The organism is Rhizobium sp. BE258 (genome assembly GCF_031457345.1).
GTDB lineage: Bacteria > Pseudomonadota > Alphaproteobacteria > Rhizobiales > Rhizobiaceae > Rhizobium.
In genome coordinates this window covers 686,752-702,372 of the sequence record NZ_JAVDWL010000002.1, presented here as the reverse complement: position 1 = coordinate 702,372, position 15,621 = coordinate 686,752, and the positions used below count along the sequence as shown (strand labels likewise).

General features: G+C 61.1%; 19 protein-coding genes. 9 read left to right on the top strand and 10 right to left on the bottom strand.

Annotated features, from left to right (window positions below; translation table 11 throughout):
• Positions 1 to 5 precede the first annotated feature (5 nt).
• The 3 genes from fmt to arsC are packed head-to-tail and all read left to right on the top strand — an operon-like array spanning position 6 to position 2,138.
• A complete protein-coding gene (gene fmt, locus J2X43_RS08715) occupies positions 6 to 941 on the top strand; it encodes a methionyl-tRNA formyltransferase (protein WP_310293261.1) in 936 nt (311 codons plus the stop codon).
• Entirely contained in the window at positions 941 to 1,744 is an 804-nt protein-coding gene (gene truA / locus J2X43_RS08710; protein ID WP_310293259.1) for a tRNA pseudouridine(38-40) synthase TruA, read from the top strand. Before fmt ends, truA begins: the two co-directional genes overlap by 1 nt.
• Positions 1,722 to 2,138, top strand: a complete 417-nt coding sequence (arsC, locus tag J2X43_RS08705; RefSeq protein WP_310293257.1) for an arsenate reductase (glutaredoxin) — start codon at positions 1,722 to 1,724, stop codon at positions 2,136 to 2,138. The genes truA and arsC overlap by 23 nt, the downstream gene beginning before the upstream one ends.
• Here arsC and J2X43_RS08700 read toward each other — a convergent pair.
• From J2X43_RS08700 to dapD, 3 genes are all read right to left on the bottom strand, one after another.
• Positions 2,126 to 2,722 carry a hypothetical protein gene (locus J2X43_RS08700; protein ID WP_310293255.1) on the bottom strand — a complete coding sequence of 199 codons (597 nt, stop codon included), beginning with the start codon at positions 2,720 to 2,722 and terminating at the stop codon, positions 2,126 to 2,128. The two genes, arsC and J2X43_RS08700, sit on opposite strands and share 13 nt — an antisense overlap.
• Positions 2,709 to 3,902, bottom strand: coding sequence for a succinyl-diaminopimelate desuccinylase (dapE, locus tag J2X43_RS08695; protein WP_310293253.1), 1,194 nt, complete (start codon positions 3,900 to 3,902; stop codon positions 2,709 to 2,711). The genes J2X43_RS08700 and dapE overlap by 14 nt, the downstream gene beginning before the upstream one ends.
• 113 nt (positions 3,903 to 4,015) lie before the next feature.
• Complete coding sequence (gene dapD / locus J2X43_RS08690) at positions 4,016 to 4,876, bottom strand: 2,3,4,5-tetrahydropyridine-2,6-dicarboxylate N-succinyltransferase (protein WP_112538449.1); 861 nt, start codon at positions 4,874 to 4,876, stop codon at positions 4,016 to 4,018.
• A gap of 181 nt (positions 4,877 to 5,057) precedes the next feature.
• On the opposite strand from dapD, the gene J2X43_RS08685 reads away from it, so the two are divergent.
• Positions 5,058 to 5,924, top strand: coding sequence for an LOG family protein (locus tag J2X43_RS08685; protein WP_112385288.1), 867 nt, complete (start codon positions 5,058 to 5,060; stop codon positions 5,922 to 5,924).
• A gap of 42 nt (positions 5,925 to 5,966) precedes the next feature.
• Here J2X43_RS08685 and J2X43_RS08680 read toward each other — a convergent pair whose 3' ends face one another.
• Positions 5,967 to 6,578: a calcium-binding protein gene (locus tag J2X43_RS08680; RefSeq protein WP_310293250.1), complete on the bottom strand. Its 612-nt coding sequence runs from the start codon at positions 6,576 to 6,578 to the stop codon at positions 5,967 to 5,969.
• Positions 6,579 to 6,679: 101 nt separating this feature from the next.
• Positions 6,680 to 7,387, bottom strand: a complete 708-nt coding sequence (locus tag J2X43_RS08675) for a pyrimidine 5'-nucleotidase (protein ID WP_310293249.1) — start codon at positions 7,385 to 7,387, stop codon at positions 6,680 to 6,682.
• A gap of 96 nt (positions 7,388 to 7,483) precedes the next feature.
• Here J2X43_RS08675 and J2X43_RS08670 point away from each other — a divergent pair, with 96 nt between their 5' ends.
• Positions 7,484 to 8,563 (top strand): trifunctional transcriptional activator/DNA repair protein Ada/methylated-DNA--[protein]-cysteine S-methyltransferase, encoded by a 1,080-nt coding sequence (locus J2X43_RS08670; RefSeq protein ID WP_310293248.1) that lies wholly within the window; start codon positions 7,484 to 7,486, stop codon positions 8,561 to 8,563.
• The gene (locus J2X43_RS08665; protein ID WP_310293246.1) at positions 8,560 to 9,333 is read left to right on the top strand and encodes an isocitrate lyase/phosphoenolpyruvate mutase family protein; all 774 of its coding nucleotides are present in this window, start codon (positions 8,560 to 8,562) and stop codon (positions 9,331 to 9,333) included. Before J2X43_RS08670 ends, J2X43_RS08665 begins: the two co-directional genes overlap by 4 nt.
• A gap of 7 nt (positions 9,334 to 9,340) precedes the next feature.
• Here the strand turns inward: J2X43_RS08665 and argB are convergent, their stop codons facing one another.
• Positions 9,341 to 10,228 (bottom strand): acetylglutamate kinase, encoded by an 888-nt coding sequence (argB, locus tag J2X43_RS08660; RefSeq protein WP_112514072.1) that lies wholly within the window; start codon positions 10,226 to 10,228, stop codon positions 9,341 to 9,343.
• 145 nt (positions 10,229 to 10,373) lie between these two features.
• On the opposite strand from argB, the gene J2X43_RS08655 reads away from it, so the two are divergent.
• From J2X43_RS08655 to J2X43_RS08645, 3 genes are all read left to right on the top strand, one after another.
• Positions 10,374 to 10,913 carry a sigma-70 family RNA polymerase sigma factor gene (locus J2X43_RS08655; RefSeq protein WP_112385294.1) on the top strand — a complete coding sequence of 180 codons (540 nt, stop codon included), beginning with the start codon at positions 10,374 to 10,376 and terminating at the stop codon, positions 10,911 to 10,913.
• Complete coding sequence (locus J2X43_RS08650; RefSeq protein ID WP_310293243.1) at positions 10,910 to 11,629, top strand: anti-sigma factor domain-containing protein; 720 nt, start codon at positions 10,910 to 10,912, stop codon at positions 11,627 to 11,629. Before J2X43_RS08655 ends, J2X43_RS08650 begins: the two co-directional genes overlap by 4 nt.
• A gap of 110 nt (positions 11,630 to 11,739) precedes the next feature.
• Complete coding sequence (locus J2X43_RS08645) at positions 11,740 to 12,297, top strand: fasciclin domain-containing protein (RefSeq protein WP_112444477.1); 558 nt, start codon at positions 11,740 to 11,742, stop codon at positions 12,295 to 12,297.
• Positions 12,298 to 12,346: 49 nt separating this feature from the next.
• On the opposite strand, the gene yihA is transcribed toward J2X43_RS08645, so the two are convergent.
• The 4 genes from yihA to rpmH form a co-directional block, all read right to left on the bottom strand.
• Positions 12,347 to 13,003, bottom strand: a complete 657-nt coding sequence (yihA, locus tag J2X43_RS08640) for a ribosome biogenesis GTP-binding protein YihA/YsxC (protein ID WP_310293239.1) — start codon at positions 13,001 to 13,003, stop codon at positions 12,347 to 12,349.
• 65 nt (positions 13,004 to 13,068) lie between these two features.
• On the bottom strand, positions 13,069 to 14,862 hold the full coding sequence (gene yidC / locus J2X43_RS08635; RefSeq protein WP_310293238.1) for a membrane protein insertase YidC: 1,794 nt from the start codon (positions 14,860 to 14,862) through the stop codon (positions 13,069 to 13,071).
• On the bottom strand, positions 14,862 to 15,269 hold the full coding sequence (gene rnpA, locus J2X43_RS08630; RefSeq protein ID WP_310293237.1) for a ribonuclease P protein component: 408 nt from the start codon (positions 15,267 to 15,269) through the stop codon (positions 14,862 to 14,864). The genes yidC and rnpA overlap by 1 nt, the downstream gene beginning before the upstream one ends.
• A gap of 22 nt (positions 15,270 to 15,291) precedes the next feature.
• The gene (rpmH, locus tag J2X43_RS08625) at positions 15,292 to 15,426 is read right to left on the bottom strand and encodes a 50S ribosomal protein L34 (RefSeq protein WP_112385299.1); all 135 of its coding nucleotides are present in this window, start codon (positions 15,424 to 15,426) and stop codon (positions 15,292 to 15,294) included.
• Between the last annotated feature and the right edge of the window lie 195 nt (positions 15,427 to 15,621).

Below are 15,621 nucleotides of genomic sequence, written 5' to 3'. Positions count from 1 at the left end.
ATAGAATGTCACTTCGCATCATCTTCATGGGGACGCCCGAATTTTCCGTTCCGACGCTGCGCACGCTGGTCGATGCCGGGCATCGGATCGTTGCCGTCTATAGCCAGCCGCCGCGGCCGGGCGGCCGCCGTGGGCTCGATCTGCAGAAATCGCCGGTCCACCAGGCTGCCGAACTGCTGGGCCTGCCGGTCTTCACGCCGGTGAATTTCAAGGACCCCGAAGAGCGTGAGAAATTTCGCGCCCTCGATGCTGATGTTGCGGTCGTAGTCGCTTACGGCCTTCTGCTGCCGGAAGCTATCCTGACCGGCACGCGGGACGGTTGCTACAATGGCCATGCGTCCCTGCTTCCGCGCTGGCGCGGCGCAGCCCCGATCCAGCGGGCGATCATGGCAGGCGATACCAAGACCGGCATGATGGTGATGAAGATGGACAAGGGCCTGGATACCGGCCCTGTCGCGCTCACCCGCGAAGTCGAGATCGGCCCGAAAATGACGGCTGGAGAGCTGCATGACAAACTGATGCATGTCGGCGCCAAGGCGATCGGAGAGGCGATGGTCGCGCTCGAATCCGGCAATCTGCCGCTGACCCCACAGCCGGAAGACGGCGTGCTCTATGCGAGCAAGATCGACAAGGGCGAAACCCGTATCGATTTCAACAGGGCTGCGGCCGACGTTCACAACCACATCCGCGGCCTGGCGCCGTTCCCCGGTGCCTGGTTCGAGATCGAGATCGGCGGCAAGCCGGAGCGCGTCAAGGTTCTCGGGTCCGAACTTGCCGAAGGCAGTGGCGCGGGGGGCGAATTGCTGAACGATGAGCTGCTCGTGGCCTGCGCGAGCGGCGCCGTTCGGTTGACCAGGCTTCAGAAGGCCGGCGGCAAACCTCTGCCTGCCGCAGATTTCCTGCGTGGCACGCCGCTTTCGCCCGGCACAAGGCTCACCTGATGCCGCGCTACCGGATGACCGTCGAATATGACGGGGCGCCCTATGTCGGTTGGCAGCGCCAGGACAACGGCCCATCGGTCCAGGGCGCGATCGAGGCGGCGATCCTGTCACTGAGCGGCGAGACGGTTTCCGTCCGCGGCGCAGGACGTACCGATTCCGGCGTCCATGCGCTGGGTCAGGTGATCCACGCGGATCTCTCCAAGGAATGGGCTGACTTCAAGCTTCAGAACGCATTGAACGCGCATCTGAGATTGGCCGGCGAGCGGGTGTCGATCATCGATGTCCAGGCCGCGCCCGAGTTTTTCGATGCCCGCTTCTCGGCGCTTCGCCGTCACTATCTCTACCGGATCATCACCCGCCGCGCGCAGCTTGCGATCGAAGCGGGCAAGGCCTGGTGGGTGCCGAAGACACTCGACCATGAAGCGATGCATGAAGCGGCACAGAGGCTGGTCGGCAATCACGATTTCTCGACCTTCCGGTCAGCTCACTGCCAGGCCAAGAGCCCGGTGCGCACGCTGGACAGGCTGGATGTCACGCGTACAGGCGAACTGATCGAGATACGTGCGACGGCGCAGAGCTTTCTCCACAACCAGATCCGCTCCTTCGCCGGAACGCTGAAGCTGGCGGGTGAAGGCAAGCGGACGCCGGATGACGTGCAGGCAGCCCTCGAAGCCCGTGACCGCAAGGCTTGCGGTCCGGTAGCGCCGCCGGATGGGCTTTATTTCATGCAGGTCGATTATCCGGAGGTGATTCCGGACAGACGCAGGGGAGCATATAGCGATGACGGTGACGATCTATCATAACCCCGCCTGCGGAACCTCGCGCAATACTCTGGCTATGATCCGTCAATCAGGCGAAGAGCCCGTTGTCATCGAATATCTGAAGACGCCGCTTTCGCGGCACGAGCTTGCGGCGCTGATTGCGAAAATGGGTGTTCCGGTGCGCGATCTGCTGCGCGAGAAAGGTACGCCTTACGGCGAATTGGGCCTCGGCGATCAATCCCTGTCAGACGCCCAGTTGCTGGATGCGATGGTAGGGCATCCAATCCTGATGAACCGGCCTGTCGTCGTGACGGCAAAAGGCGCAGCACTTTGCCGCCCTTCGGAACGGGTGCTGGATCTTCTTCCCAATCCGGATATCGGCCTATTCACCAAGGAAGACGGTGAAGTCGTGCCCGCGCGGGGTCACGCGGGATAGATTCCGAGAAACTTCTGAAGATATTCGGCAAGCATCATCGTCGGCACCAGCAGCGCCAGCGTCAGCGCCCCGACCATTAGCCCGTGTCCATGGAAGATCATCCGCAGGATGCGCGCCAGAATGAAGACCTGCGCGATCATCAGGATCAGCAGCAGGATCGAGACGACGCTCACCGTTCCCGGAATGAAGAAGACCAGAGCCAGCAGCAGGCCGTTGATGTAGGAGAGCGGCACGCCCAGCCAGTTGACGCTGACGACGACTGCGGCAAAGCGGTTGCCCATCTTGAAGATCAGCAGCAAAAGCCCGGCCAGCACCAGCGGCGCGAACCAGTTCGCCACCTCCACCATTCCAAGACGGAGGTAAAAAGGCAGCCCGACATCGTAATGCGGCGGCATCGTCTGCAGGAAGGCCTGGCGCCACCAGAGCCAGGAAATACCCATCGGCGGCAGGCACCAGACCATCGCCCAGAACGAGCGGTTCACGCCGCGCTCCGAGACATCAAGGAATCGGAAGCCGCGCGGATCCATGCGGATCAGCAGCCAGAGCCCCGCCAGATAATATTGGACTTCCCTAAGCCCCGGCATTCTCGAACCAGCGCTCGATGAAGGTTTCGTAGATGACTGTCAGCGTCTCCAGATCGGCGACGGCAACGCGCTCATCGACCATATGCATGGTCTGGCCGACGAGGCCGAATTCGACGACGGGGCAATAGTCCTTGATGAACCGCGCATCCGACGTACCGCCTGTCGTAGACAGCTTCGGCGCCTTGCCGGTAACGCTCTCGACGGCCGAAGACAGAGACGCGATCAGCGCGTTGTTGCGCGTCAGGAAGACATGGCTGGGACGGTCGGCCCAGACGATCTCGTAGCGAACAGCATCACGGCCAGGGCGCAATGCGCCCTCGGCAGCGGCGGCATCGAGACGGCTGATGATTTCGGCCCGCAGCGTGTCGGCGGTCCAGGTGTCGTTAAAGCGGATATTGAAGCTCGCCGTCGCTTTCGCGGGAATGACGTTGGTTGCCGGATTGCCGACATCAACCGTCGTCACTTCGAGATTGGAGGCCTGGAAGCTCTCCGTGCCGGTGTCGAACGGCGGATCCATCAGCGCCGTCGTCAGCTGCAGCAGGCCGCGAACCGGATTATCGGCGAGATGCGGATAGGCTGCGTGGCCCTGGACGCCGTGAACGGTGATCTTGCCCGACAGCGACCCACGCCGGCCGATCTTGATCATGTCGCCGAGCGCATCCGGATTGGTCGGTTCGCCGACGACGCAGGCATCCCAGTGCTCGCCGCGTTCCGCCGCCCATTGCAGCAGCTTGGTCGTGCCGTTGATCGAAGGTCCCTCTTCGTCACCGGTGATCAGGAAAGAGATCGAGCCCTTGGGCGCGCCGTGCTTTTCGATATGGCGTGCAACAGCCGCAACGAAGCAGGCAATGCCACCCTTCATATCCACCGCGCCGCGGCCGAACATCTCGCCACCGGCGATCTCGGCGGCAAAGGGAGGGTGTGTCCAGGCGGCCTCATCACCAACCGGAACAACATCGGTATGGCCGGCAAACATCAGGTGCGGGCCATCGTTTCCGATGCGCGCATAGAGGTTTTCGACATCGGGTGTTCCAGCCTCTGTCGCCATCACCTTGTCGACCGTGAAGCCGAGCGGCGACAGCATGGCATCGAGCGCCGAAAGCGCACCGCCTTCAGCCGGCGTGACGGACGGGCAGCGGATGAGTGTCTGGAGATTGGCGACGGGATTGGTAGCGGTCATGACGGTCGAATTATCCGGCGGGGATGGCAAAGAAATGGCGAGGCGAATGCCGCCTCGCGTTAAAAAAGAGCGCCGTCTGTTTACCGGATCGATGTCCGGCTGTCACTTCAAGCTTAGTCGCGCAGCAGCTCGTTGATGCCGGTCTTCGAGCGGGTCTGCTCGTCGACTCGCTTGACGATCACGGCGCAGTAGAGATGCGGCGCCGGCAGGCCGTTCGCCATGGTCTTGTTGCCCGAGGGCATCGAGCCTGCGACGACGACCGAATAGGGCGGCACTTCGCCGTATGTGACTTCGCCGGTGGCGCGATCGACAATCTTGGTGGACTTGCCGATATAGACGCCCATGCCGAGCACCGAGCCCTCACGGATGATGCAGCCTTCGACGACTTCCGAACGGGCGCCGATGAAGCAGTTGTCCTCGATGATCGTCGGGCCGGCCTGCATCGGCTCCAGCACGCCGCCGATGCCGACGCCGCCGGAAAGATGCACATGCTTGCCGATCTGCGCGCAGGAGCCGACCGTCGCCCAGGTATCGACCATCGTGCCTTCGCCGACATAGGCGCCGAGGTTGACGAAGGAGGGCATGAGCACGACGTTCTTTGCGATATAGGCCGAGCGGCGGACGATGCAGTTCGGAACGGCGCGGAAGCCGGCGTCACGATACTGGTTCTCGCCCCAGCCTTCGAACTTCGAGGGGACCTTGTCCCACCAAGTCGAGTTGCCCGAGCCACCCTTGACGACTTCCATGTCGTTCAGGCGGAAAGAGAGCAGTACGGCCTTCTTGAGCCACTGATTGACCGTCCAGGCGCCGTCAGCGCCGCGTTCGGCGACGCGTGCCTTGCCGCCATCGAGCAGTTCGAGCGCAGCTTCGACCGCATCGCGGATTTCGCCCTTGGTCGAGAGGCTGACGCTGTCGCGGTTGTCGAAGGCCGCTTCGATGGTCTTTTCGAGGGATGCAAGATCGGTGGCGCTCATGAGAATTCCTTAAACTTCGAACTTTATCCTGAAGGCTACAGGGCCTCCGGGAATTGTGATCGGCGGGATGCGATCTGCTCTATCGCATGGGCGCCCAAAATGGAATGATTTTTCGAACCAGATCGTTTCTGGATTCAAGGCGTTAAAGACGCGTTTGGTAAGGACTGAAAGGCATTTTTGAATGGCGAAGGGTAAGAATGGCAGGCTCCGGCGTAAGGATGGGGTCTGGGATCCGCTGAAGACCAGCGAAACGGACAAGGATCGCGCCCGCGCCGTACCGAAAACACCGCAAACGCTCTCTCCGTCCTATCGTCTTGCCTATGTCGACGAGGATTTCCTCTGCCGCGAGGAACTGCGGCCGATCCGCCTGCAGCTCGAGCTGCTGAAGCCGGAAATGCTGCTGGCCGAGCGCGGTATCAAATCCACAGTCGTGATGTTCGGCGGCGCCCGCATTCCAGCGCCCGGCCAGAGCGCGTGGGCGGCACGCAACGATGTGCAGCGGGTCAACCTGGAAGCTGCGTCGGTCTATTACGACGAGGCCCGCAAGTTCGCCCGTCTCTGCTCACGCTATTCGGCAGCGCATGATTTCCATGAATACGTGATCGTCACGGGCGGTGGACCGGGCGTGATGGAGGCCGGCAACCGCGGCGCTGCCGACGAAGGCGCACCGTCGATCGGCCTCAACATCGTCTTGCCGCACGAGCAGGCGCCGAACGTCTATGTGACGCCGGAGCTCAGCTTCAATTTTCACTACTTTGCGATCCGCAAGATGCACTTCATGGTGCGCGCCAAGGCGATCGCCGTGTTTCCCGGCGGTTTCGGCACGCTCGATGAATTCTTCGAGTGCCTGACGCTGATCCAGACCGGCCGCATGGAAAAGATGCCGCTGATCCTGTTCGGCGAAAAGTTCTGGCGGACGATCGTCAATTTCGAGGCGCTTGCGGAATTTGGGACGATCGCGCCTGACGACGTCAAGCTCATCAGTTTCGTGGAAACTGCCGATCAGGCCTGGAAGATCATCCAGGATTTCTACGAACCGCATGAATAAGAAAACCCGCCGCGTGAGCGGCGGGGCTTCCTGTTTCCTCCCTTAGAGGAAAGGGCGATCGGGCATGTCGTCGATCGAGATGAAGCCATCCTTGTTGGTATCCAGGCGGGTGAAGAGCCGGGTCATCGCATCTTCGGCTTCCTGCTTGGAAATCTGGCCATTCTCGTCCTTGTCGACGCGCCGCATCATCGAGGCGAACATCATGTCGCCGCCGTGGCGCTTGCCCCTGCGGTGGCCGTCCGGTCCGCCATTCTGGCCCTTGCCGTCGTTCTGTGCCATCTGCCGATCGTCGCCGCTATCCTTCTTGGCGTCCTTGTGTGCATCGCGCCAGGCCTTGAGCTGCGCCTGATGATATTCGCGAATTTCGCCCGGCGTCAGGCTGCCGTCATTGTTCTTGTCGGCGGCTGCGAAGATCTTGTCGACGCCGTCGATCGCTTCCTGCTTCGAGATCTTGCTGTCCTTGTTCTCGTCGAACTGCTTCAGCATGCGCACGAAGGCGATCTCGCGGAAAGCGGCGCCACGCGGCCCGCCCATCATCTCGCGATGGTGCTGCGGCCCATCGGGGCGATGGCCGGGAGCAGCAAAGCTCGCGCCTGCGGCACCGGCGATCAAAACGGCGGAGAGGCCTGCCAGGATAAGCTTGTTGCGGTACATGAGACTTCCTTTCGGTTCGTATCCCTTCACGACCAAAAGGTAAGGCTGCGGTTCCGGAAAACCCAATTAAACCTCCGTAAGCTGGATGAAACTTTCGTAAGTCAGCCGGTAATCTTGGCCAGGAATGCGGTCAGATCATCGGTCACGAAATCGATGTGATCCTCCTCGCCGCTGGTCTTTTCCCACCATTCGACGACCGTGTCTTCAAGGTTGTGAGGCACCAGGAGAACGGTGCTCATCCCAAGCGCCTTCGGCACAACGAGATTGCGCGGCAGGTCCTCGAACATCGCAGCCTTCTTCGTCTCCACCCGCTTCAAGGCCGTGAACTTGTCATAGGTCGCCTGCGCCGGCTTCGGCACGAAATCGGCGGCGACGATATCGAAGATGTCGTCAAAATGCTCAAGAATGCCAAGCGCCCCCGCCGCCATCTCGGCATGCTTGACGCTGCCATTGGTGAAGATGAATTTGCGCCCCGGCAGCTCCTTGATCGCGTCTCCAAGCTCCGGATGCGGCGACAGCGTCGTATAGTCGATCGCGTGCGCCTTCTCCAGAAAGTCGTTCGGATCGATGCCGTGATGGATCATCAGACCCTGCAACGTGGTGCCATGGTCGTAATAATACTGCTTCTGCAGCTTGCGTGCCTCATCACGCTCCATCTGCAAAAGCGCCGACACATAGGCCGTCATGTTCTTGTCGATCTGCGCGAAGAGATTGATGTGATGCGGGTAGAGCGTGTTGTCGAGGTCGAAGACCCACTCGCTCACATGCTCGAAGTCGGATTTTTCAGGGGTGCGATCGATCTTTGTCATGCGCGTCTTATGGCATGAGCCCGGGATCATCGACAATCGAAAATAGACGCCCGATTTCGGGCGGACGGCGGTTCAGCGGGGTGGTAGAAAGGCTTTATGCTGTTCGATCTGCCTGACGATGACGCGCTCTACGATGCGCTGCTTGCCCGAAGCTCCGATTACGAGGGGCTCGCCTATGCCTGCGTGAAGACGACCGGCGTCTTCTGCCGGTTGACCTGCCCGGCGCGCAAGCCGAAGCGGGAGAACACGCTCTTTTGCGGCTCGATTTCAGCCTGCATGCAATCGGGCTTCCGGCCGTGCCAGCGGTGCAGGCCGCTGGAGCAGGCGGGGCGCGAGCCTGTTGTCGACGATCTCCTGAAGGCGTTGGACCGTGATCCCTCCGCGCGCTGGACCGAGGATCGCCTCGCCGATCTCGGCTACGATCTTTCGACGGTACGCCGCGCCTTCAAACGCGCGCTCGGGATGACTTTTCTTGATATCGCCCGCTACCGGCGCCTCGGGCAGGCCGCCAAGCAAATCGCCGATGGCGGCCGTATCATCGATGCGCAGCTGGACGCGGGCTATGAATCGGCCGGCAGTTTTCGCGCCGCCTTTCACCGGATGATCGGCATGGCGCCTGTTATCGTCCAGAATCGCGAACTGCTCTTTGCCGATCTCTTTGATACACTGCTTGGGCCGATGATCGCGGTTGCCGATCAGACGCATCTGCATCTCCTCGAATTTCATGACCGCAAGGCGCTGCCGAAGGAGCTGGAAAGCCTGCAGCGCAAGACGCGCTCCACCGTTGCTGCCGGGCGTACGCCGGCGATCGAACGGATCGAGACGGAGATGAAAACCTATTTCGCGGGGCGGTTGACGGAGTTCGAAACGCCGCTTGCGCTTGCCTTCGGAACAGTTTTCGAGCGGGAGATATGGTCGAGGCTGATGCGCATCCCGGTGGGCGAGACGCGTGCCTATGGCGACATTGCCCGCGACATGGACAATCCACAGGTCGTCAGGGCTGTCGGCCGGGCAAACGGCGCCAATCAGATTGCCGTCGTCATCCCCTGTCATCGGCTGATCGGCGCGGATGGATCGCTGACCGGCTATGGCGGTGGTCTCTGGCGCAAGCAGTGGCTTTTGAAACACGAAGCAGAAATGCGGGCAGCAAGGCCCGAAATGGAGGAAGCATCATGAACCAGGCGGATAAGGCAAAGGCATTCGAAGCGCTGCACCGGAAGGGAACGCCCGTTGTTCTCTACAATATCTGGGATGCCGGAACGGCAAAGGCAGTTGCCGAAGGCGGCGCCAAGGCGCTGGCGACCGGCAGCTGGTCGGTCGCCGCAGCGCAGGGCTATGCGGACGGGCAGAAGCTGCCGATGGACGTGCTCATCGCCACCGCCCGGTCGATCGCTGCGTCAACCGATCTGCCGCTCTCCGTCGATTTCGAAGGCGCCTATTCGGAAGAGCCGGATGGCGTTGCCGCCAATGTTGCCAAGGTCATCGATACAGGGGCTATCGGCATCAATTTCGAGGATCAGGTCGTCGGCGGCAAGGGTCTGCATTCCCCGGAAAAGCAGGCGGCCAAGATCAGCGCGATCCGCGCCATGGCCGATGCCCGCGGCATTCCGTTTTTCATCAATGCCCGCACCGATCTTTTCCTGGCAGAGAGCGATCCGTCGAAACATGCCGCTCTCGCCGATGAAGCAATCGAGCGCGGCAAGGCCTATGCGGCAGCCGGTGCCCGTGGGTTCTTCGTTCCGGGCCTTGCGGATGCCAAGCTGATCGAGAAGATCTGCGCTGCGTCGCCGCTGCCTGTGAACATCATGATGCGGGCCGGCGTGCCTGACGTGAAGACGCTGGCAAGCCTCGGCGTCGGCCGGGTCAGCTACGGACCCGGGCCCTATCGGGCAATGATGGAAAAGTTGAAGGAAGCCACGGCAGCGGTTTATGCCGCCGCGCCTTGACCAGTGATCAGGGCACGATCAGCGTGCCCGCACCATGTTCGGTGAAGATTTCGAGCAGGACGGAATGCGCCGTCTTGCCGTTCAGGATGACGACGCCCTGGACGCCCGCCTTGATGGCGTCGATACAGGTCTCGACCTTCGGGATCATGCCGCCGGAGATCGTACCGTCGGCGATCAGCGCATGCGCCTGGGCGACGGAGAGTTCCTTGATCAGGTTGCCCTGCTTGTCGAGAACGCCGGGAACATCCGTCAGGAACAGCAGGCGGGTGGCGTTCAGCGCACCGGCGATCGCACCTGCAAACGTATCGGCATTGATGTTGTAGGTCGCACCGTCACGGCCGGGAGCCACCGGCGCGATGACGGGGATCATCTCGGAGCGGGCGAGCAGGTCGAGCAGCGTGCGGTCCACTTCGACGACTTCGCCGACGAAGCCGAGATCGAGAACGCGCTCGATGTTGGAATCCGGGTCCTTGATCTTCTTCTGCGCCTTTTCGGCGAAGACCATGTTGCCGTCCTTGCCGCAAAGGCCGATCGCCCATTCGCCCGTCTGGTTGATGAGCGCGACGATCTCCTTATTGATCGAGCCCGCGAGAACCATTTCCACGATCTCGACGGTCTTCGCGTCAGTGACGCGCAGCCCGCCTTCGAACTTGGATTCGATGCCCATCTTGGTGAGCATGGCGCCGATCTGCGGGCCGCCGCCATGGACGACGATCGGGTTGACGCCGGATTGCTTGAGCAGCGCGATGTCGCTGGCGAAAGCCTTGCCGAGCTCGGGATTGCCCATGGCGTGACCGCCATATTTCACGACGATCGTCTTGTTCTCGTAGCGCTGCATGAAAGGCAGCGCCTGCGCCAGAAGATGCGCCTGCATTTCGCTTTCGGACTGGTTCATGGCTTACCCCGCAGAATGGATCGCGGGCCTTTTATCTCAAGTTTTTGACAGATGGAATAATGCGTTGCGCATTAGTTTGACGGCCTCTTGTCAATTTTGCGCCCGTCCCTCTATGTAAGGGTATATTAGGGAGAGCGGCAGCGGCATGACCGGCGATGAACTCGCAAGACTGATTGGCCGCGTGGCGATGTCCGACCGGCAGGCCTTCGTCGCCCTTTACAGGGAAACGAGCCCGAAACTTTTCTCCATCTGCCTGCGTATCTTGAAAGACAGGGCGGAAGCCGAAGAGGCGCTGCAGGAGATCTATGTGAAGATCTGGCAGCGCGCCAAGGTTTTCGCGTCGTCGCAGGGCGCACCCACTGCCTGGCTTGCGGCAATAGCGCGCAACCAGGCGATCGATACCATGCGCGCGCGAAAGCCCGTCAGCGACGAGCTCGATAGTGCCTATGATCTTGCCGACTCCGCACTCGATCCGGAAAAGCAAGCTGTGATGAGTGATGAAGGAAGGCGGATTGACACCTGCATGGAAGAGTTGGAAGCTGACAGGGCGACGTCGGTTAGGCGGGCCTATGTCGAAGGACTGAGCTACCAGGAACTTGCCGACCAATTCGGCGTTCCGCTCAACACCATGCGGACATGGCTGCGGCGCAGCCTTTTGAAGCTGAGAGAGTGCATGGAACGATGACATCGCCCGATCAAAGCAAGGGAGGCCGCTCTCGCGACGAAGTGCTCGCAGGCGAGTATGTGCTTGGCGTTCTCTCTTACCAGGATCGGCGGGTTGTCGAAGAGCGCATGCGCCGCGACCGCCAGTTTGCGGCGATCGTCAGCCGCTGGGAAACCAATCTCTCCGCCTTCAACGACGAATACGAGACGGTCGCGCCTAGCCGCGAAACCTTCAAGCAGGTCGAGGCCCGTCTCTTCGGCGATCCCGCGCATTCGCCGTCTTTCTCGCGCGGTCTGTGGAATTCGGCGGTCTTCTGGCGTTCGCTGACTTTCGCCTCGCTGGTCGTTGCCGCGGGGGCGATCATCTTCGCCTCCGGCATCGTACCGCCGCCACAGGGAGCGGCACCATTTGTGGCGGAACTGTCGGCAGCCGGCAGCCAGGTCAATCTGCTGGCGTCGTATCAGGCCGATACCGGCCACCTGCGCATTATCCCGGTCGCCGCGGGCAAGCCGGAAGAAAAGTCGCTGCAGCTCTGGCTCGTTCCGGGCAGCGGCGGCCCGCAGTCGCTGGGCGTGTTCCAGCCGGGCGAGGGCGGCGAGCTGGTCATCCCGGCAAACCTGCGCAGCCAGATCGGCGAGGGCGCGACCTTCGCCGTCAGCCTCGAGCCGTTCGGCGGCTCATCGACGGGCGCTCCGACGGGACCCGTCGTTGCCAGCGGCGCGGCACACCGCCCGTAAAATTCTTTCCTGTCTCCGAAACTCTTTTTGCCTGCCGCCCGTAGCTTCAATGACCGGGCAGCACGAGGCATCAGGCCAGTGTACTGCAGCCGGCGTCGAGGAGAACAATCATGATTACGTCCGCTTTGCGCACCATCGCGCTTGCCACTGCCGTGTCCGCAATCGCCTTTGCAGCGCAGGCCAAGAATCCGATGGTCGGTGGTGCCGCGATGTACCCCACCAAGAACATCGTCGAAAACGCAGTGCATTCCAAGGATCACACCACCCTGGTCGCCGCGGTCAAGGCCGCGGGCCTGGTCTCGACGCTTGAGGGCAAGGGCCCGTTCACGGTGTTTGCGCCCACCAACGAAGCCTTCGCAGCTCTTCCGGCCGGCACCGTCGATACGCTGCTGAAGCCGGAGAATAAGGCGCAGCTCACCAAGGTTCTGACCTGCCATGTCGTCGCGGCCGACGCGATGTCGAAGACCGTCGCCAAGATGATCAAGGATGATGGCGGCGAGCACGACATCAAGACGGTCGGCGGCTGCATCATCAAGGCCAAGGAAAGCATGGGCAAGATCACGCTGACCGATGAAAACGGCGGCGTCGCTCATGTCACCATCGCCGACGTCAAGCAGTCGAACGGCGTCATCCACGTCATCGACAAGGTGCTTCTGCCGAAGATGTAAATGATTGCAGGCAGGAGAATGTGGGGAGGCGCCTTTCGGGGCGCCTCTTTCATTTCCAGTTGCTGATTTCCACGGTCTCGGCGATCGCCTGCCTGAGGTCATCGAGCCCTTCCGCCTTTTCGGACGAGGTCGCGACCACGAACGGGTAGGCGGCAGGCCGCTTCTTGATCTTCTCGAGCGTTTCCGCGAGCAGTTTCACGACCGCCGGCGGCTTGATCTTGTCTGTCTTGGTCAGCACGATTTGATAGGAGACCGCAGCCTTGTCGAGCAGCGTCAGCACATCCTCGTCATTCTTCTTGATGCCGTGACGGCTGTCGATCAGCACATACACGCGCTTCAGCGTAGCGCGGCCACGCAGATAGTCGAAAACCAGCTTCGTCCAGGCGTCGACATGATCCTTCGGTGCCTGGGCATAGCCGTAGCCCGGCATGTCGACGAGCGCCATCGGCGGCATGTCGCCTTCGGCGCCGGAATAGCCGTCGGGAACGAAATAGTTGAGTTCCTGGGTCCGTCCCGGCGTGTTCGAGGTGCGCGCCAGCCCCTTGTGCCCGACCAGCGCATTGATCAGCGACGACTTGCCGACATTCGAGCGTCCGGCAAAGGCGATTTCGAATGGGCCTTCCGGCGGCAGGAATTTCATGGAGGGCACGCCACGGATGAAGATCCAGGGCCGCCCGAAGAGGGGCTTATCGTTCTTTTCTGTCATGGGCTGCCTTATAGATCATTTCTGCCGCCAAGAAAAAGCCCCGCCGGAGCGGGGCTTTTCTAAGTCTACTTGGATGGCGCCGGTTTTCGTTTGAAGACGCCCTTCAGATTGTCGAAGAGCTCGATCTTCACGCCGTGGCGCTTCATGATCACCGACTGCTGGATCACCGAGAGCGTGTTGTTCCACGCCCAGTAGATGACCAGGCCGGCCGGGAAGCTCGCCAGCATGAACATGAATACCAGCGGCATCCACGTGAAGATCATGGCCTGGGTCGGATCCGGCGGCGTCGGGTTCATGCGCATCTGCAGGAACATCGTGATGCCCATGATCAGCGGCCATACGCCGAGATGCAGCAGGGTCGGCGCCTCGAAGGGAAGCAGGCCGAAAAGATTGACGATCGATGTCGGATCCGGAGCCGAAAGGTCCTTGATCCAGCCGAAGAACGGCGCGTGGCGCATTTCGATGGTGATGTAGATCACCTTGTAGAGCGAGAAGAAGATCGGGATCTGCAGCGCGATCGGCCAGCAACCGGCGACAGGATTGATCTTCTCGTCCTTGTAGAGCTGCATCATCGCCTGCTGCAGACCCATGCGGTCGTCGCCGAACTTGACCTTCAGCTCCTCCATCTTCGGCTGCATACGCTTCATGTTCGCCATCGAAGCGTATTGCTTGCTGGCGAGCGGGAAGAACAGCGCCTTGACGACGATGGTGGTCAGCAGGATCGCCACGCCGAAATTGCCGAAGTAACGGAAGAAGAAGTCCATCAGTTTGAACATCGGCTTCGTCAGGAAGTAGAACCAGCCCCAGTCGATCAGGCGATCGAAGCGCGGGATCTCGTAGGAGGCCTCATAGCCGTCGATGACGGGGACTTCCTTGGCGCCGGCGAAGACGAGGCTCTTCAGCTCGACGGACTGGCCGGGAGCGATGCTGACGGCGTCTTCCTTGTAGTCTGCCTGATAGCTCGGCTGCGTGCCGGGATAGTAGGCGAAGCGCGCCTCATAGGCGGACTTCTGCGGCGGAACGATCGTTGCCGCCCAGTATTTGTCGGTGATGCCGAGCCAGCCGCCGGTGGACTTGGCAGGCGTAACGGCTTCCTTTTCGACAGCCGTGTACTTGCTCTCGACCAGACCGTCTTCGCCGATGACGCCGATGAAGCCTTCATGCAGAACGTAGACCGAAGGCGTGGTCGGCTTATTGTAGCGCGTGACGCGGCCGTAGGAAGAGATCGCCGCGGCATTCGTGCCGCTGTTCGTCACCTTGTCGGCGATGGTGAACATGTAGCGCTCATCGACCGAGATCGTGCGAGCGAAGGTCAGGCCCTTGTCGTTCGTATAGGTGAGCGTAACGGGCGTCTTTTCCGTCAGCTTCGCGCCTTCCGGTGCCGTCCACACGGTCGATGCGCCCGGAACCGTACCGGTCTGATCGCTGCCGACATAACCCAGTTCGGCAAAATAGCCGTCCTTGGTTTCAGCCGGCGAGAACAGCGTGATGATCGGGCTGCTCTTGTCGACGGTCTCGTGATAGCCCTTGAGCTTCAGGTCGTCGAGGCGGGCGCCCGTCAGGTTGATCGTGCCCGAAAGAGCCGCGGTATCGATCGCGACACGCGGCGACTTGGCGAGCGCTTCTTCGCGCGTCGCGACCGTTGCCACCTGGCCGCTCGGAGCAGCGCCGTTCGTCTGAGCCGGCTGTGCGCCACCGGCGGCAGGCGTCTGCGTCTGCTCGGTGGTCTGCTGCGCCTTCTGAGCTTCCTGCGCCTTGCGCTGCGCTTCGATGCGCGGATTCATATAGAGGAACTGCCAGCCAAGAACGATCAGCACCGAAAGAGCGATCGCAATGAAATAATTGCGGTTGTTTTGCATCATACGTTCCTGGAGCGGTCTTCACTCGACCGCTTTTGTTTCGGCTTGTTTTCAACGCGGGCTTTGAGCTCCGCAGTCAATTGTTGGAAAGATGCCTTCAAGACATCCCTTCTCGCGACAACCACATAGTCGTGTCCGGCTTGCATTGCAAACCCTGCATGAAGCCGCACCGCCTCTTTAAGACGCCGCCGCATGCGGTTTCTTTCGACTGCGTTGCCGTGTTTCTTGGTGACTGTGAAGCCGACGCGGGCTTCGGTGTCGGGTTCCTTGCGGTCGAGTACCTCGAGCAGGAAGAAGCCGCCCCTGCGCTTTTCGCCTACGCGAACAGCAAGAAACTGCGGGCGGCTTTTCAGCCGCCCGACAGTCATTTCTTCTTGTTCTTGTTTGGTCGTCAATTCGCCCGCCATCTCTTATCGGGCAATTCCGGCCTTAAGCCGAAAGACGATTGCGGCCACGTCCGCGGCGAGCGGCGATAACCTTGCGGCCACCGGCAGTAGCCATACGTGCACGGAAACCGTGGCGGCGCTTGCGGACAAGCTTGGATGGTTGGTAAGTACGCTTCATTTATTTTAATACCGCGGAGTGCGGCCCTTCTTAGGTTTTGCAAAGTGCAAGGAGCGTTATTTTTGCGAACGGGCGAGGCCAAAAGACCTATAGTGACCGGACGTGCGGCGGCTTATAGGGACGGTCGCCAAAAAAGTCAATTATAGCCGGAAAAATCATCCACGCGGCCTGCCCGCTAAAGCGCCAATGTGCAAA

What these genes read in the sequence shown, in the direction of transcription:
- truA (WP_310293259.1), top strand. Translation starts at nt 941, where the DNA reads ATGCCGCGCTACCGGATGACCGTCGAATATGACGGGGCGCCCTATGTC.
- J2X43_RS08665 (WP_310293246.1), top strand. Translation starts at nt 8,560, where the DNA reads ATGAACCAGGCGGATAAGGCAAAGGCATTCGAAGCGCTGCACCGGAAG.
- J2X43_RS08650 (WP_310293243.1), top strand. Translation starts at nt 10,910, where the DNA reads ATGACATCGCCCGATCAAAGCAAGGGAGGCCGCTCTCGCGACGAAGTG.
- J2X43_RS08675 (WP_310293249.1), bottom strand. Translation starts at nt 7,387, where the DNA reads ATGACAAAGATCGATCGCACCCCTGAAAAATCCGACTTCGAGCATGTG.
- arsC (WP_310293257.1), top strand. Translation starts at nt 1,722, where the DNA reads ATGACGGTGACGATCTATCATAACCCCGCCTGCGGAACCTCGCGCAAT.
- argB (WP_112514072.1), bottom strand. Translation starts at nt 10,228, where the DNA reads ATGAACCAGTCCGAAAGCGAAATGCAGGCGCATCTTCTGGCGCAGGCG.
- dapE (WP_310293253.1), bottom strand. Translation starts at nt 3,902, where the DNA reads ATGACCGCTACCAATCCCGTCGCCAATCTCCAGACACTCATCCGCTGC.
- J2X43_RS08700 (WP_310293255.1), bottom strand. Translation starts at nt 2,722, where the DNA reads ATGCCGGGGCTTAGGGAAGTCCAATATTATCTGGCGGGGCTCTGGCTG.
- dapD (WP_112538449.1), bottom strand. Translation starts at nt 4,876, where the DNA reads ATGAGCGCCACCGATCTTGCATCCCTCGAAAAGACCATCGAAGCGGCC.
- J2X43_RS08685 (WP_112385288.1), top strand. Translation starts at nt 5,058, where the DNA reads ATGGCGAAGGGTAAGAATGGCAGGCTCCGGCGTAAGGATGGGGTCTGG.
- J2X43_RS08655 (WP_112385294.1), top strand. Translation starts at nt 10,374, where the DNA reads ATGACCGGCGATGAACTCGCAAGACTGATTGGCCGCGTGGCGATGTCC.
- rnpA (WP_310293237.1), bottom strand. Translation starts at nt 15,269, where the DNA reads ATGGCGGGCGAATTGACGACCAAACAAGAACAAGAAGAAATGACTGTC.
- J2X43_RS08670 (WP_310293248.1), top strand. Translation starts at nt 7,484, where the DNA reads ATGCTGTTCGATCTGCCTGACGATGACGCGCTCTACGATGCGCTGCTT.
- J2X43_RS08645 (WP_112444477.1), top strand. Translation starts at nt 11,740, where the DNA reads ATGATTACGTCCGCTTTGCGCACCATCGCGCTTGCCACTGCCGTGTCC.
- rpmH (WP_112385299.1), bottom strand. Translation starts at nt 15,426, where the DNA reads ATGAAGCGTACTTACCAACCATCCAAGCTTGTCCGCAAGCGCCGCCAC.
- J2X43_RS08680 (WP_310293250.1), bottom strand. Translation starts at nt 6,578, where the DNA reads ATGTACCGCAACAAGCTTATCCTGGCAGGCCTCTCCGCCGTTTTGATC.
- yihA (WP_310293239.1), bottom strand. Translation starts at nt 13,003, where the DNA reads ATGACAGAAAAGAACGATAAGCCCCTCTTCGGGCGGCCCTGGATCTTC.
- yidC (WP_310293238.1), bottom strand. Translation starts at nt 14,862, where the DNA reads ATGCAAAACAACCGCAATTATTTCATTGCGATCGCTCTTTCGGTGCTG.
- fmt (WP_310293261.1), top strand. Translation starts at nt 6, where the DNA reads ATGTCACTTCGCATCATCTTCATGGGGACGCCCGAATTTTCCGTTCCG.